The organism is Micromonospora sp. LZ34 (assembly GCF_052981855.1).
Genome location: NZ_JBRIQN010000035.1, coordinates 37,960 through 52,214, shown reverse-complemented (window position 1 = coordinate 52,214; position 14,255 = coordinate 37,960). Strand labels below are relative to the sequence as shown.

Here is a 14,255-nt window from a genome sequence, read left to right as displayed (position 1 = left end):
TGATGAACGACCCTGAGCCTGGTCGTCAAACCGAACAAACAGACCGACGGAGCGAACATGTCCGCCGAACAGGCGCCCCCGCTGGCCACCATCGCCGCCGCCCTACGCAGCGAACGCGAGCGGGTCGGCATCTCGCTGACCGAGCTGGCCCGCCGGGCCGGGATCGCCAAGTCCACCCTGTCCCAACTCGAGTCGGGGGTCGGCAACCCGAGCGTGGAGACCCTCTGGGCGCTGGGCGTGGCGCTGGGCGTGCCGTTCAGCCGGCTGGTCGAGCCGCCGAGCCCGGCCGTACGGGTGATCCGGGCCGGCGAGGGCCCGCGGGTCCGCTCCGAACACGCCGACTTCGCCGGGACGCTGCTCACCGCCGGGTCGGCCCACGCCCGGCGCGACATCTACCTCATCGAACTGGAGCCCGGCGCGGTCCGCACCGCCGAGGCGCACACCCCCCGCAGCATCGAACACGTGGTGGTCGCGGCCGGGCGGATGCGCGTCGGCCCGGAGTCCGACCAGGTGGAGCTCGGTCCCGGCGACTACGCCACCTTTCCCGGCGACGCCCCGCACCGCTACGAAGCGCTGGCCCCCGGCACCTTCGCCGTGCTGGTGATGGAGCACCCCTGACGCTCCCGGCGGTAGAGCCGGGCCACCACGTCCTCGATGTCCGGCTCGACGACCGAGACGTCCCGCAGCGTGCCCAGCCCGGCGAGCCCGGCCACCACCTCGGCCACCCGCGCCGACTCCAGCGCGAACACCAGCCGGTGCCCGTCGTTCTCCACCCGGTGCAGCGCCGCGCCGGGCAGCACCGGTGGCTCGGGCACCGGGGCGTCGAGGTCGGCCACCACCAGCCGGCGGGAGCCGTACCGCTCGTGCAGCGCGGCGATCGACCCGTCGTGCACCACCCGCCCGTGGTCGATCACCACCAGCCGGCGGCAGAGCCGTTCGATGTCGGCCAGGTCGTGGGTGGTCAGCACCAGCGTGGTGTCCCCGGCACGGCCCAGCTCGGCGAGGAACCCCCGCACCGCCTGCCGGCTGACCACGTCCAGGCCGATGGTGGGCTCGTCGAGGAAGAGCACCTCGGGACCGTGCAGCAGGGCGGCGGTCAGCTCGCCGCGCATCCGCTGACCGAGGGAGAGCTGCCGGACCGGAGTGTCCAGGAACGCGTCCAGGTCGAGCAGCTGCCGGCAGCGGCGCAGCCGGGCGGCGTGCTCGGCGGGCGGCACCCGGTAGACGTGCCGCAGCAGGTCGAAGGAGTCGCGCAGCGGCAGGTCCCACCACAGCTGCGAGCGCTGGCCGAAGACCACGCCGATGCGCAGCGCGAGCCGGGTGCGCTGGGCGACCGGGCGCAGCCCGCAGACGCGTACCTCGCCGGCCGAGGGCGTCAGCACCCCGGTGAGCATCTTGAGCGTGGTGGACTTGCCGGCGCCGTTCGGTCCGATGTAGCCGAGCAGCTCGCCGCGCTCGACCCGCAGGTCGATCCCGTCCACGGCGGTGACCAGCCGCTTCTCGCGACGCAGCCGGCCGGCTCTGACCCGCACGGTGAACTCCTTGCGCAGGCCGCTGGTCTCGATGACGCTCATGATCCCGTACTCCGGTAGTGACGGACGCCGGTGCGCCAGGCCGCGGCGGCCGCTCCGGCGGCGACCAGCGCGACGCCCGGCGCGGCCCAGCCGACCCAGGACGGCAGGCCGAGCGGGTCGGCCCGGCCGAGCAGGGCCAGCGCCGGGTGGTAGCCGACGAAGGCGAACCCCAGGCCGTACGCGAAGAGGGCGCGGAACCACCCCTCGTAGACGGTGATCGGGTAGCTGGCGAAGTCCCGCCCGCCGTAGGTGACCGAGTTGGCCAGCTCGCCCGAGTCGACCCAGAAGAACGAGACGGTGGCGGTGGCCACGAAGACCGAGCCGAAAAAGACCACCGCGGCCAGCGGGGCCAGGACGACCAGCAGCGCCCGCGCCGGGGTCCACTGGATCCCCGCCGAGCCGACCGCCACGGCCAGCACGGCGAGCCCGAACACCGCCCGGGACACCTTGCGCAGCGGCAGGTCCATCAGCAGCAGTTGCGGCAGGGCGCCCAGCGGGCGGAGCAGCACGGCGTCGAAGAGGCCGGTGCGCACGTAGCGGGGCAGCCGCTCAATGTTGCCGACCAGCAGGTCCGCGATGGCGAACGCGCTGGTGGAGATGCCGACGATGACCATCGTCTCGCGCAGCGTGAAGCCGCCCAGCTCCCGGGTGACGCCGAAGACGACCAGCACGGTGACCACGTCGAAGACGGTGGACCCGACGTTGCCGACCAGGTCCACCACGAACGACGTCCGGTAGGCGGTCTGCGACCGGGCCTGCGCCCCGAGCAGCGCCCGGTACGCCGCCAGCGCGCCACCCGCCCGCGGCGCGACGGTCGACCCGCCGGCCGGGCGCGGGCCCGGGAGGCCGGACAGCTCAGCCACCCTGCACCACCAGCCGGCGTTCGGCCCGGCGCTGCACCAACCGGCAGGCCGCCAGCACCAGCACCGCCCAGCCCACCTGCACACCGACCAGCGCGGCCTGGGTGCCGGTCGGGTCCCGCTCGACCAGCACGTCCAGCGGGGTCTGCAGCAGGCTCGGGAACGGGGTGCCGAGCCAGAGCGCCAGTTGGAGCCACTCCGGCAGGAAGCGCAGCGGGAAGTAGAGCCCGGAGAGCACGCCCGAGGCGAGCGTCCAGAGGATCACCGGCCCGCGCACGTCGTGCAGCCAGTACGCGGTGGCGTTGACCAGGTAGCGGCAGCCGAAGCAGAGCACGACGGCGACGAGCACGGAGAGCACGAAGAGCGGGCCGGTGGTCCACCGACCCGGCAGGTACACGGCGAAGAAGACCGGCCCGACCAGCACCGGCGGCAGCAGCCGGGCCAGCGCGGCGTAACCGGCCCGGCCCAGGTCGGCGGCGAGGTAGCTGGTCACCAGGTGCACCGGGCGGAGCAGGTCGGCGGCGACCTCGCCGGTGCGGATCCGGTCGGCCAGCTCGGTCCATCCCCAGAGGAGGATGACGGCGAGCAGGCCTTGGCCGACCCAGACGAAGGTGGCGAGCTGGGCCCGGTCGTACCCGGCCACCGTGCCAGCCGCGCCGACCGCGGCGAGCAGGACGTAGCAGCGTAGGAAACCGAAGACGCAGTTGGTGACGACGCCGGCCACGGCCGCCTGCCGGTAGGTGGAGTATCGTCGGAAGCCCGATCGGGCTATTGCCCTAAATGTCCGAAACCATAGGATAACGTTTGAGGCGGTGGGCGGTGCCACAGTGGCGGTGAGCGAGCCCACGCCGCTACCCTCCTTCCGCAGCCACGCCGTGCCGGAACGGGCGACTTTACCGGCCGGCTGGGTGCCCAGCGCGACAATTTCCGACGAGGTGACATCGCCGTGAGCGAGCGGACGCGAGCCGGCCACCGGGACGCGGCCGTGAGCGAGCGGACGACCGGCGGTCGCCCCGGCACGATCGCGCGCGTCGGCGAGGACGGACGCCTGCTCGGCCGGCGACCCGCCGCCCGGGACGGCCGGCCCGCTCCGTCCGCTCCCCGCACCCGGTCCCGCACCGGCGACGGGCCACCCGGATGAGCCGTGGCTACGCGGACCGGTGGCACGACCCGGCGGAGCCGTCCTGGGTCGTCGAGCCGACCACGGAGTGGCATCCCCAGTTTCCCGGCCAGCGCTACCCGGGCGACATCGGCGTCCAGCACACCCCACCGCCGGCACCCCGTGGCCGGGCGGCGGTGGTCGGCCGCGCCGAGGTGCCCCCACTCGCACCGACCCGCCCGGACGGGACGTACATCGGCCGGTCCTGGGAGGACGAACCGGACGGCTGGGACCGGCACAACGGCCGCGACGGCCGGCGGTACGACGACGGGCCGTACCGCCCGGGGCGCGGGGAGCCCGGGCGGCCGGACGACCGCCAGCGCCCGGACCCGGGCCGCCGGGGCGACCGCGCCCCGTACGACGTCGAGGGCCCCCGCCGGACCGCACCCCGCGACCCCGGCCACGACCGCTACGACGACCGCGCGCCCCGGCACGAGCCACCCGGCCGGGGCCGGTCCGGCGTCGCGCCCGTCTCCCCCGCCGGCCACCCGGAACCCGGCTGGCTGCCGGAGCCGGACGAGGAACCACCGGCGCGCCGCCCGGCCGCCCAGGACCGGTCGGCCAACGGCTACGACCAGCGACCCGCCGAGGGCACCCGCCGGCCCCGCTACCAGTGGGACCGCGCCGCCGACCAGCGCGAGCGACCCCCGGCCGAACAGCGCGACCGGTACGCCGGCGAGCGCCGACCCGCCGACCAGCGCGAGCGGTTCCCCGCCGAGCACCCGGACCGGTTCGCCGCCGAGCGCCGGGACCGTGGACCCGGGGACCGCGCCGGGCAGGCCGGCCGGTGGGAGCGCCCGGACCGGGTGACCGGCGGGCGGCCGTACGAGGACGCGGAGCGCCGCCGGCCGGAGCCGGACGAGCGGTGGCAGCCGCGCGAGGCGGCCGCCCGGGCCGAGACGTACCCGGACCGGCGCCCCCGTGAGGACGCCCGGCCGGAATCCCGCCGGGAACCGCGGGAGTACCCGCCGTCGCGGCCGGACGACATCCTGCCCTGGCCGGCGCCCGGTCCCGTGCGGCCGGGATACGACCGGAGCCCGGAGCACCGCGCGGATCCGCGCCCGGAGCACCGCCGGCCGGCGGAACCCGCCGGCCCGCCCCGCTCCGGCGACCGCCGGGACGCCCCTGCGCCGGTCGACGAGCGGCCCAGGATGCCCGCCGCCGGCGCGCCGGCCCGGGACCTCCCGGTTTCCGGCCGGCCGGTCTCCCCTGCCCCGGCCGACCGCGACCTGCCCGCACGCGGCCGACCCGACACCCGCACGCCCTACACCGACCGGCCCGTCTCCCCCGCCCCACCGGGCGACCGTCCGGTCTCGCCGGCCCCACCGGACCGGGCCCGACCCGGACACGCCGAAACGGGCCCCCGCGCGCCCTACGCCGACCGGCCCGTCTCGCCGGCGTCCCCCGGCCAGCGACCGGCCGCGCCGGCCGCCGGACCGCGTCCCGTCTCCCCACCGCCCGCCTTCGGTCCACCGGCCGGAGCCGCCGACCGACCCGTCTCGCCGGCCACCGGGCGCCCGGCCACCCCGCCCCCGAGCTCCGGCCGCCCGGTGCCACCGCCGCACCCGGCCGCGCCGGAGCGCCCCGGCCGTGGGGATCGTCCGGTCTCCGCGCCGCCCGCATTCGGCCGGCCGGCTCCCGGTGCCCAGGGACGGCCCGCCGCGCCCCCGCCGCCGTGGGGCCCGGTGCCCGCGGCGCCCGGAACCACCGGTCGGCCCGAGGTGCCCGCCGCCGAGCACCGACCGCCGGCCACCGGTCCTTCGTCCACACCGGACGCGCCCGTCTCCGGGCCGCCCGCCGCCCGACTGCGGGTGGAGTTCGTGCCGACCCCGGACGCGCCGTCGACCGCCGCGGCCGCCCCGGCGAGCGCACCGCCGGCGTCACCGACCGACCCGACCGGGCGGAGTGGCCCCGCGCCGGTCGACCGTCCGCCGTCGGGCGCCGGCACGCCGTCCTCCCGGGTGGCGGAGCCGGCGCCGCCCCTGGCCATCAGCCCGGACCGGCCGAAGGTCTACGTCCCGCCGCCGCCGAGCGAGCCGCCCGCACCCGCCGGGCCCCCGACACCGGCGGGCGGAAACACCCGGGGCGGACCGGACGCCTGGTTCGGGCCCGCTCGATCGGAGGCGGACGGCACCGCACCGACCGTCGCGACGGAGAGCGCCGACTCGTCGTCCGTCACGCCCGCGCCGGTCGTCGACGATGCCGGGGCGCCGGTCGCCCCCGCCGGCCGCCCGTCGACCGAGCCGGTCCTCCCGCCGCCCACGGACCACGCCACGGCGCCGGTCTCCGCGCCAGCCGCAGACCACGACACGGTCACACCGGTCTCGGCCCCGCCGGTCGACCCCGACGCGACCGCACCTGTCCCGGCTCCGGCAGCGGCGCCACCGGTGTCCGCGCCACCGGCGCAGCCGGATTCGGCCGGGCCGGGGGCGCTCGTTCCCGCTGCCCCGGACCATCCGGCCCCGACCACCTCGCCGCACGTCGACGACGAGCCCCCACCGGGCGAGCCCCGGTCGGCACCGGCCGCCGGCCACCCGGTGTCGGCATCCTCGGCCGTCGGGGCGCCGGCGACCGCCCCCGAGCAGCGGGCCACCGCGCCGGAGACCGGCCACCCGGCGATGCCCGAGGCGGTGCCGCAGCCGATCGGGACAGCGGACGAGGCCCCGGGTGCGGCAACCCCCGGCCCATCGGCCGACCGGCAACCACCGCTACCCGACGAAGGGCCGACCGGCGACCTGCCGGTCGCACCGGTCCCGGCCCCGCCGGCGGCACCCGTCTCCCCGGCGGCGGTACGGCCCGGCGGCGAGGGCGCGGACGACCCGGAGCCCGCGGTGCCGCCGGTGTCGGCGCCACCCGCCGAGACGCCCGCCGCCACCGATCCCGCCTCCGCGCCCGCGGACCCGGCGCCGCCGGAGCCGGCGCCCCCCGCCGGACCGGCCACGGCACCGGTATCCGCGCCGCCCGGCGGGCCGGTGTCCACACTGGCCACCGCATCCGGGTCCGGCCCACCGGCCGCACCCGTCTCCGCGCCGCCCGCGGCACCCGTGTCCGGGCCGCCCATCGCACCCGTCTCCGCGCCCTCGGCCGCACCCGTCTCCGCGCCACCCGGTTCACCCTTCTCCGCACCCCCGGCCACGCCCGTCTCCGCCCCACCGGCCGCACCGGACGCCGCACCGCTCCCGGCACCCGCCGCTGCGGCACCCGTCGCCCCCATCTCGGCCCCGCCCGTCTCCGGCCCACCGGCCGCACCCGTCTCCGCACCCCCGGCCACGCCCGTCTCCGGCCCACCGGCCGCACCCGTCTCCGCGCCGCCGGCCGCACCCGTCTCGGCACCGCCCGCCGTGCCCGTCGCCTCGGCACCCGAGGCACGCGAGGCGCCCGAGGCACCCGTGTCGGCCCCGCCCTCGGCACCGGTCTCGGCGGCACCCGCCGCTCCCGTCTCCGCGCCGCCCGGGTCCCCGGCCGGCGGGCCGGACCCGGTCGCCGAGCAGACGCCCGGCCCGCAGGGTGACCCCGAGCAGGTGCTGGCCAGCTACCGCTGGCGGCTCGACCCGGCCACGCTGCGCGAGGTGGCGGAGGATCCGGACGAGCTGCGGGCCATCCGGCGGGGTCTCACCGAGAAGCTGGGCACGACCGTCGACAACCGGTCCCGGGCGCGGCTGCTCAGCCTGCGCGCGGTGGTGTCGCGGATCCTCAGCGAGCTGGACGACGCGCTCGCCGACGGCCGGCTCGCCCTGACGTACGCGGAGGCCACCGGCGAGCTGCGACGGATCGCGCTGGCGCAGGCCCGGCTGGCGCACGTGCTGCGCTGGCGGGGTGACCACGCGGAGGCGGACCGGCTCTTCGCCGAGGCGAACTCGGCCGAGCTGCCCGACCGGCTGCGCGCGGCCCTGCACGAACACGCCGGCCGGTCCGCCTACGACCAGGGCCGGTTGCTGGAGGCGTGCCAGCACTTCGAGCTCGCGCTGGACCTGCGCGGCGCCGCGGACGCCGAGCTGCTGGCCCGGATCCGGACCTCGCTGGACGCGGTCGCCGACCGGGCCGCCGAGCACGGCTTCGGGCCGCACCCCCGCAGCCGGGACGACCTGCTGGACCGCGTCCGGCCCCCGGTTCCGGCCCGCGACGGCTTGCTCTGGGGGTACGCCGACCAGGAGGGCGACCTGGTGATCCCGGCCCGGTACGTCGAGGCGCAGCCGTTCCGTGAGGGACTCGCCTGGGTGCGCCGGCCGGAGACGGACCGCTGGTCACTGATCGCCCTCACCGGCACGACGGTGATCGAACCGTCGTATCTCGCGGTCCGCTCCTTCTCCGACGGCCTGGCCTGGGTGGTGCGCGACAGGAGCGCCGGTTGGCTCGCCATCCGTCCCAACGGCGACGTGGCGATCCCGCCCGGCTTCGCCGACGTACGCCCGTTCCGGCGCGGAGTGGCGGCGGTGCGCCGGGACGGCTGGGGCGCGGTGGACCGGAACGGCCAGATCGTCCTGCCGACCCGCTACCACGGATTCGCCACGACGCTGTCCGACGGCCGCCAGGTGGACGACTTCACCGACGAGGGGCTGGCCGTGGTGGACGTGGCGGGCCGCCGCGGCGTGGTCGACCGGACCGGGCGGGTGATCGTGCCGCCGGCCCACCCGGCGGTGGTCATCCACCCGGTCGCGTTCCTGGTGGCCACCGGCGCCGGACGCTGGGGCGCGCTGGACCGGCGCGGTCAGCCGCTGATCGACCCGGTGCACCGCGACCGCGGCGAGGTGGTCGCGGAGATCGAGCGACTGCTCACCGACACCAACCCGGTGCTCTGACCGGAGCAGCCGGGCCGCCCCACCGCCCGGACCCGGTGCACGCATCCGATCGGCTGACCGGCCCCGCCGGACGCGGCGACCGTGCCGGCCCAGGCCCGGCCCGGGCCGGCGCCGGCCACCGGGGCGGTGCCGCGCGAGCCGTCGGTCTGTCGTCCACACCTGCCGGCGCGGGTCACGCGGTCGGCGGGGGACCCAGCAGCTCGATGCCGTTGCGCGCGGCGGCGTGCCCGAGAGCCGCCGGATCGATCGGCAGCGGATCCGGCAGCCGCCGCTCGGCCGCGGGCAGACCCGCCTCCGCGGCGAACCGCTCGAACCCGCCCGGGGTGGTGAGCTGGAGGGCCCGCAGCGGCTCGTCCGGCCCGACCGTGAAGGTGTGCGCCAGGCCGACCGGCAGCAGCACGAAGTCGCCCGGGCCGGCGAGGAAGGTCTGGTCGGCGCAGTGGAACCGCGCGGTCCCGGAGAGGACGTAGAACATCTCGTCCTCCACCTGGTGCCGGTGCAGCGGCGGGGCGAAGCCCGGCGGGTTGACGAATTCGGCCACGGTCAGCCGGTCCCGGGTCTGCGCACCCGCGGCCTTGATCGTGACCAGGTTGCCGAGGAACCAGTACGCCTCCCCCTCGTCAGGGCGGCGCAGGTACGGGCCGACGGACATGCCGCCTCCTCCGGTTGGCGTCGTCTTGACCAGACGACGGAATATTGGATAGCCAGCGTCTAATGAATACATTGTTAGTATCGCGTCGTCATGGATGACGTCAAGGACGGAAAGCCGACCCGGCCGTACCGGTCCCGGGTCCGGGAGGAGAGCGCGCGGCGCACCCGCCAGGCGGTGGTCGCCGCCGCCACCGAGCTCTTCGTCGCCCGCGGTTACGCGGCGACCTCCCTGGCCGACGTGGCCGCCGCCGCCGGCGTGGCCCGCCCCACGGTGTTCGCCGCCTTCGGCTCCAAGGCGGCCCTGCTGCGCCAGGTGCTCGACCAGGCGCTGGCCGGCGACGACGAGCCGGTGCCGGTGGCGCAGCGACCCTGGTTCCGGCCGGTCTGGGACGCGCGTGGCCAGCGCGAGGTGCTCGACGGCTACGCCGGGGTGTGCACCCTCATCGGTGGGCGTGCCGCCCGGGTCTTCGAGACCGTCCGCCGCGCGGCCGACGAGACCCCCGAGGTGGCCGAGGTGTGGGAGACGCTGCTGCGCAACCGGCGGGCCGGGGCGCGGATGGTGGTCGAGCAGGCGCGCACCTTCGGCCCGCTGCGCCAGGGCGCCGACATCGAGCGGGCCGTCGACGAGCTGTGGTTCTTCAACGACCCGGCGCACTACGCGGCCCTGGTGCTGCGCTGCGGCTGGACCGAGGACTCCTTCCGGCGGTGGCTCGCCGCGCGGATGCGGGACGTCCTGCTGCCGGCCTGACCGCCGCCCGGGACTAGGGTCGGAGACATGGAATTCCGACACCTGGGCCGTTCCGGCCTGATGGTCAGCGAGATCTCGTACGGCAACTGGATCACCCACGGCTCGCAGGTCGAGGAGGACGCGGCGTTCGCCTGCGTCCGGGCCGCCCTGGACGCCGGCATCACCACGTTCGACACGGCCGACGTCTACGCCGGCACCCGGGCCGAGGACGTGCTCGGCCGGGCGCTGGAGAACGAACGGCGTGAGGGCCTGGAGATCTTCACCAAGGTGTACTGGCCCACCGGGCCGGGCCGCAACGACCGGAGCCTGTCCCGCAAGCACATCATGGAGTCGATCAACGGCTCGCTGCGCCGGCTGCGCACCGACTACGTGGACCTCTACCAGGCCCACCGGTACGACTACAGCACCCCGCTGGAGGAGACGATGGAGGCCTTCGCCGACGTCGTGCACTCCGGCAAGGCGCTCTACATCGGCGTCTCCGAGTGGAAGGCGTCGCAGATCCGCGAGGCCCACCAGCTCGCCCGCGAGCTGCGCATCCCGCTGATCTCCAACCAGCCGCAGTACTCGATGCTCTGGCGGGTCATCGAGTCCGAGGTGGTCCCGACCAGCGAGGAACTGGGCGTCGGGCAGATCGTCTGGTCGCCGATGGCGCAGGGCGTGCTCTCCGGCAAGTACCTGCCCGGCCAGCCGCCGCCGGCCGGTTCCCGCGCCACCGACGAAAAGTCCGGCGCCGGGTTCATCGCCAAGTGGCTGACCGACGACGTGCTCACCCGGGTGCAGCGGCTCAAGCCGCTGGCCGAGCAGGCCGGGCTGAGCATGGCCCAGCTCGCCATCGCCTGGGTGCTGCAGAACCCGAACGTCTCCTCGGCGATCATCGGGGCGTCCCGTCCCGAGCAGGTGCACGACAACGTCAAGGCGGCCGGCGTGAAGCTGGACGCGGACCTGCTCAAGGCGATCGACGAGATCGTCGAGCCGATCACCGAGCGCGACCCGGCCCGGACCGAGAGCCCCGCGCAGCGGCCGTGACGCGTTCCGGCCCGGCCGGCTCCCCAGCCGGCCGGGCCGGGCGACCGGTGCCGGCTCGCCCGCGAACCGGGACGGCCGGCGGCTGGCAGCGGGCCGGTCAGCCCCGCCAGAAGCGGATCAGGTCCAGCCCGGTGGCGTAGAGCCAGGGCGGCAGGCCGAGCAGGTCACCGACGGCGAAGACCAGGTCGAAGAACCAGCCGCCGATCCGCGGGTTCCACAGCAGCGCGAACAGCAGGATGAAGCCGTACGGGGCGAACAGGTCGTACATCCGGCGCCACTGCGGGTTCAGCCAGGGCTGGATCATGTTGCCGCCGTCCAGGCCGGGCACCGGGAGCAGGTTGAGCACGCTCGCGGTGAGCTGGAGGAAGGCCAGCAGCGCCACGGCCGCCCAGAACTCCACCGGCCCGCCGCCACCGGCGCCCAGCCGCAGCACCGCCACCAGCACCAGGGTGAACAGCACGTTGGTGGCCGGGCCGGCGAGGCTGACCAGGGTGTGCCGCAGCCGTCCAGGGATATGGTGCCGGTCCACCCAGACCGCCCCACCGGGCAGGCCGATCCCGCCGAGCAGCACCACCAGCACCGGCAGCGCGATGGACAGCAGCGGGTGGCTGTACTTCAGCGGGTTCAGGGTGAGGTAGCCGCGGTGTGCGACCCCCCGGTCACCGGCCCGGTACGCGACCACCGCGTGGGCGTACTCGTGCAGGCAGAGCGAGACCAGCCAGCCGGAGACGACGAAGAGGAAGACGTCGAACCGGACGTTGCCGAACCCCTGCCAGGTCAGCACCCCGCTGGTGACGAAGAGCGCCACGAGGGCGAGGAAGACCGGGCTGGGCCGGAACGCCGCCCGGGGCATGCCGAGCACCAGCGGCCCCGGACGGTCGCCAGCCATCACTCCGCCGTGGGCAGCAGGCTCATCCGGTACTCCACCCGGTCGTCCTCGACGAGCGCGACCGAGGTGACGCCGGACGCCGCGAGCTCGCGCCAGGTCTGGCCGATCCAGGATTCGGCATCCGCCTGACTGCCGAACGACTCCGCCGGCCCCTCGACCGACTCGCCGTTCGTGCCCTCGTACCGCCAGCTCCACGCCATGCCGCGTCTCCCCTCGCCGCTGATGTCCCGTGGGACGAACCCTCGCCAGCGTAGTCGGCCGGGCGCGCGACGGTCGGGCGCTCGCCTCCTGGACCGGGCCGGGGCTTGATCGATGCGGACGGAGCCGGCCGGTACCGTGGCCCGGTGCTGACTCAAGGGGTGGTGCTCAGCCAGCGGTACCGGCTGGGCGAACGGGTGGCGACCGGCGGCATGGGTGCGGTCTGGCGGTGCACGGACCTGCTGCTCGAACGCGAGGTGGCGGTGAAGGTGCTGCTGCCGGGGCTGACCGCCGATCCGGAGTTCACCACCCGGTTCCGGGCCGAGGCACGGATGCTGGCGGCCCTGCGGCACCCCGGCGTGGTGGCGGTGCACGACGTCGGCCGGTCGACGCTCGCCGACGGCAGCGAGGTCGACTACCTGGTGATGGAGTACGTCGACGGGGAGCCGCTGGGCGGCTGGATCCGGCAGGCCGGCCGGCTCGACGCGGCCTCGACCATGTCGGTGGTGGCACAGGCCGCCGAGGCGCTGCACGCCGCCCACCTGGCCGGCATCGTGCACCGCGACGTCAAGCCGGGCAACCTGCTGGTGAAGCCCGACGGCCGGGTGGTGCTGGTCGACTTCGGCATCGCCCGCTCGGGCAGCACGGCCGGGATCACCGCCGCCCACACGATGCTCGGCACCGCCTCGTACATGTCCCCCGAGCAGGCCACCGGCCAGCCGGTCTCGCCGGTGACCGACGTCTACGCCCTCGGCGCCGTGGCCTACTTCTGCCTCGCCGGGCGTCCGCCCTTCGAGGGTGAGAACCCGTTGCAGGTGGCCCTGCGGCACCAGCACGACGAGCCGGCCCCGCTGCCGGCGGGCACCCCGCCGGCGGTGGTCGCGCTGGTGGAGCGGGCGATGGCGAAGCGTCCGGGCGACCGGTACCCGAGCGCGGCGGCGCTCGCCGAGGCCGCCGCCGAGACCCGGGACGCGACGCTGGCGAGCATCCCGGTCTCGGCCCGCCCGCCGTGGGCGATGGCCGGGCCCACCCCCGCCGCCGCGCCGCCCCCGGCCGCCGAGCCGGTCTCCGGTGCCGGTCCGTCCGCCTCGGGCGCGGCCGCCCCGACGCCGCCGCCGGCCTCGGACCGCTCGGGCTCGTTCCGGGGTACGTCCGGCATCGGCGAGCCGTCGGCCCTGCCGGCGCCGGCAGGGCCGCCGCCGCCCGCCGGCCCGCCCACGGGAAGCGCCGCTGCGCCGATTGCGCCGCCCGGGCCGGTCCCGCCGCCGGCCATCGCGCCGGTGTGGCCGTTCGGGCCGGCCGCCGCGCCGCTCCCGCCCTCCGGACCGGCCGCCGCGCCGGTTTCGCCCTCCGGGCCGGCCGCCGCGCCGGTCTCGCCCCCCGGGTCCTCTCCCGCCCCGGTGTCGCCGCCGAGCGGCCCACCGTCCGGTGGCTTCGCGCCCGGTGGCTTTGCGCCCGGCCGGGCACCGGCGAACGCCGGCCGGCCGGCACCCGCGCCGGGTCAGACCGGCACCGACGCCTGGGGGCTACCGCCGACCCGGGAGGACGCGGTCCGGCCGCGGCCGGGCCGGCGCCGGATGGCGCTGGTCGGCGCGGCGGCCACCGTGCTGCTGCTCCTGGTCGGCGTGGTGGCGGCGACGACGCTGTTCGCCGGCGACGATCCCGGCGCCGGGGACACCCCGGCGGCGCTCACCGGCGAGTCGGGCGTCCCGGTCTCCGGCGCGCCCGCACCGGCGGCCACCGACGGCAACGGCCGGCTGCGGACCGGGCCGACGCCGGGCGGCACCCCGTCGGCCACGGCGGCGCCGCCGTCCGGCGCGGCCGGCCGGTCGACCGCCCCCGCGCCGGGCGGGCCGGCGCCGATCGGCGGCACCACCAGCCGGCCGAGCCCCACGCCGACCACCAGCCGGCCGGAAAAGCCCAACCCGTACACGCCGGCGCAGGCGTGCGGCAGCGGCTACCAGGTGATCGACTCGGCGTCGCTGACCGTCTCGGGCACCCGCAAGGGACGGGTGTACCTGCTCTACCACGCCGGCACGGGCTACAACTGCGTGGTGACCATGAAGGAGACCGCCGTCGGCACGAAGACGCCGGTCTCGGCGTACCTGGAGGTGCAGGGCCGCGCGCGCAGCACCGACAGCGGCTCGTTCGACTACTACGCCGGGCCGGTGAGGGCCAAGGCCGCCGGGGTGTGCGTGAAGTGGGGCGGGTCCACCGGCGGCGCCAGCTACGGCAGCGGGTTCGAGCACTGCGACTGACCGTCGGCGGGCCGGTCCGCCGGCCGGGCGGAGCAGGCCACCGGGTGCCGGGAGCGGGCACGCGGGCCGGCCGGCGGGCGGACGCCGGGCGGC

Annotated in this window: 12 protein-coding genes; 6 read left to right on the top strand and 6 right to left on the bottom strand. The window is 76.8% G+C overall.

What is annotated here, in order from left to right; translation table 11 throughout:
* Positions 1–57: 57 nt before the first annotated feature.
* Positions 58–618, top strand: coding sequence for a helix-turn-helix domain-containing protein (locus ACVCAH_RS28155; protein ID WP_447139244.1), 561 nt, complete (start codon positions 58–60; stop codon positions 616–618).
* Here the strand turns inward: ACVCAH_RS28155 and ACVCAH_RS28150 are convergent.
* Genes ACVCAH_RS28150 through ACVCAH_RS28140 form a run of 3 tightly spaced genes read right to left on the bottom strand, consistent with a single transcriptional unit; the run spans position 564 to position 3,281 of the window.
* Positions 564–1,574: an ABC transporter ATP-binding protein gene (locus ACVCAH_RS28150; protein ID WP_447139243.1), complete on the bottom strand. Its 1,011-nt coding sequence runs from the start codon at positions 1,572–1,574 to the stop codon at positions 564–566. The two genes, ACVCAH_RS28155 and ACVCAH_RS28150, sit on opposite strands and share 55 nt — an antisense overlap.
* Positions 1,571–2,428 carry an ABC transporter permease gene (locus ACVCAH_RS28145; protein WP_447139264.1) on the bottom strand — a complete coding sequence of 286 codons (858 nt, stop codon included), beginning with the start codon at positions 2,426–2,428 and terminating at the stop codon, positions 1,571–1,573. Before ACVCAH_RS28145 ends, ACVCAH_RS28150 begins: the two co-directional genes overlap by 4 nt.
* A 1-nt stretch (position 2,429) precedes the next feature.
* Positions 2,430–3,281 carry an ABC transporter permease gene (locus ACVCAH_RS28140; protein ID WP_447139242.1) on the bottom strand — a complete coding sequence of 284 codons (852 nt, stop codon included), beginning with the start codon at positions 3,279–3,281 and terminating at the stop codon, positions 2,430–2,432.
* A gap of 99 nt (positions 3,282–3,380) precedes the next feature.
* Here ACVCAH_RS28140 and ACVCAH_RS28135 point away from each other — a divergent pair, with 99 nt between their 5' ends.
* Together ACVCAH_RS28135 and ACVCAH_RS28130 are read left to right on the top strand one after the other, a co-directional pair.
* Positions 3,381–3,575 (top strand): hypothetical protein, encoded by a 195-nt coding sequence (locus ACVCAH_RS28135; protein WP_447139241.1) that lies wholly within the window; start codon positions 3,381–3,383, stop codon positions 3,573–3,575.
* Entirely contained in the window at positions 3,572–8,392 is a 4,821-nt protein-coding gene (locus ACVCAH_RS28130) for a WG repeat-containing protein (protein WP_447139240.1), read from the top strand. The genes ACVCAH_RS28135 and ACVCAH_RS28130 overlap by 4 nt, the downstream gene beginning before the upstream one ends.
* A gap of 172 nt (positions 8,393–8,564) precedes the next feature.
* Here ACVCAH_RS28130 and ACVCAH_RS28125 read toward each other — a convergent pair whose 3' ends face one another.
* A complete protein-coding gene (locus ACVCAH_RS28125; RefSeq protein WP_447139239.1) occupies positions 8,565–9,044 on the bottom strand; it encodes a quercetin 2,3-dioxygenase in 480 nt (159 codons plus the stop codon).
* Between the two features lie 90 nt (positions 9,045–9,134).
* Between ACVCAH_RS28125 and ACVCAH_RS28120 the strand changes: the two genes are divergently transcribed.
* Both ACVCAH_RS28120 and ACVCAH_RS28115 read left to right on the top strand, forming a co-directional pair.
* Complete coding sequence (locus ACVCAH_RS28120; RefSeq protein ID WP_447139238.1) at positions 9,135–9,791, top strand: TetR/AcrR family transcriptional regulator; 657 nt, start codon at positions 9,135–9,137, stop codon at positions 9,789–9,791.
* Positions 9,792–9,818: 27 nt separating this feature from the next.
* Positions 9,819–10,817, top strand: coding sequence for an aldo/keto reductase family protein (locus ACVCAH_RS28115; protein ID WP_447139237.1), 999 nt, complete (start codon positions 9,819–9,821; stop codon positions 10,815–10,817).
* 97 nt (positions 10,818–10,914) lie between these two features.
* Here ACVCAH_RS28115 and ACVCAH_RS28110 read toward each other — a convergent pair whose 3' ends face one another.
* Together ACVCAH_RS28110 and ACVCAH_RS28105 are read right to left on the bottom strand one after the other, a co-directional pair.
* Entirely contained in the window at positions 10,915–11,706 is a 792-nt protein-coding gene (locus tag ACVCAH_RS28110) for a site-2 protease family protein (RefSeq protein ID WP_447139236.1), read from the bottom strand.
* The gene (locus tag ACVCAH_RS28105) at positions 11,706–11,906 is read right to left on the bottom strand and encodes a hypothetical protein (RefSeq protein ID WP_447139235.1); all 201 of its coding nucleotides are present in this window, start codon (positions 11,904–11,906) and stop codon (positions 11,706–11,708) included. Before ACVCAH_RS28105 ends, ACVCAH_RS28110 begins: the two co-directional genes overlap by 1 nt.
* Before the next feature lie 144 nt (positions 11,907–12,050).
* Between ACVCAH_RS28105 and ACVCAH_RS28100 the strand changes: the two genes are divergently transcribed.
* A complete protein-coding gene (locus tag ACVCAH_RS28100; protein WP_447139234.1) occupies positions 12,051–14,162 on the top strand; it encodes a protein kinase domain-containing protein in 2,112 nt (703 codons plus the stop codon).
* Positions 14,163–14,255: the final 93 nt, after the last annotated feature.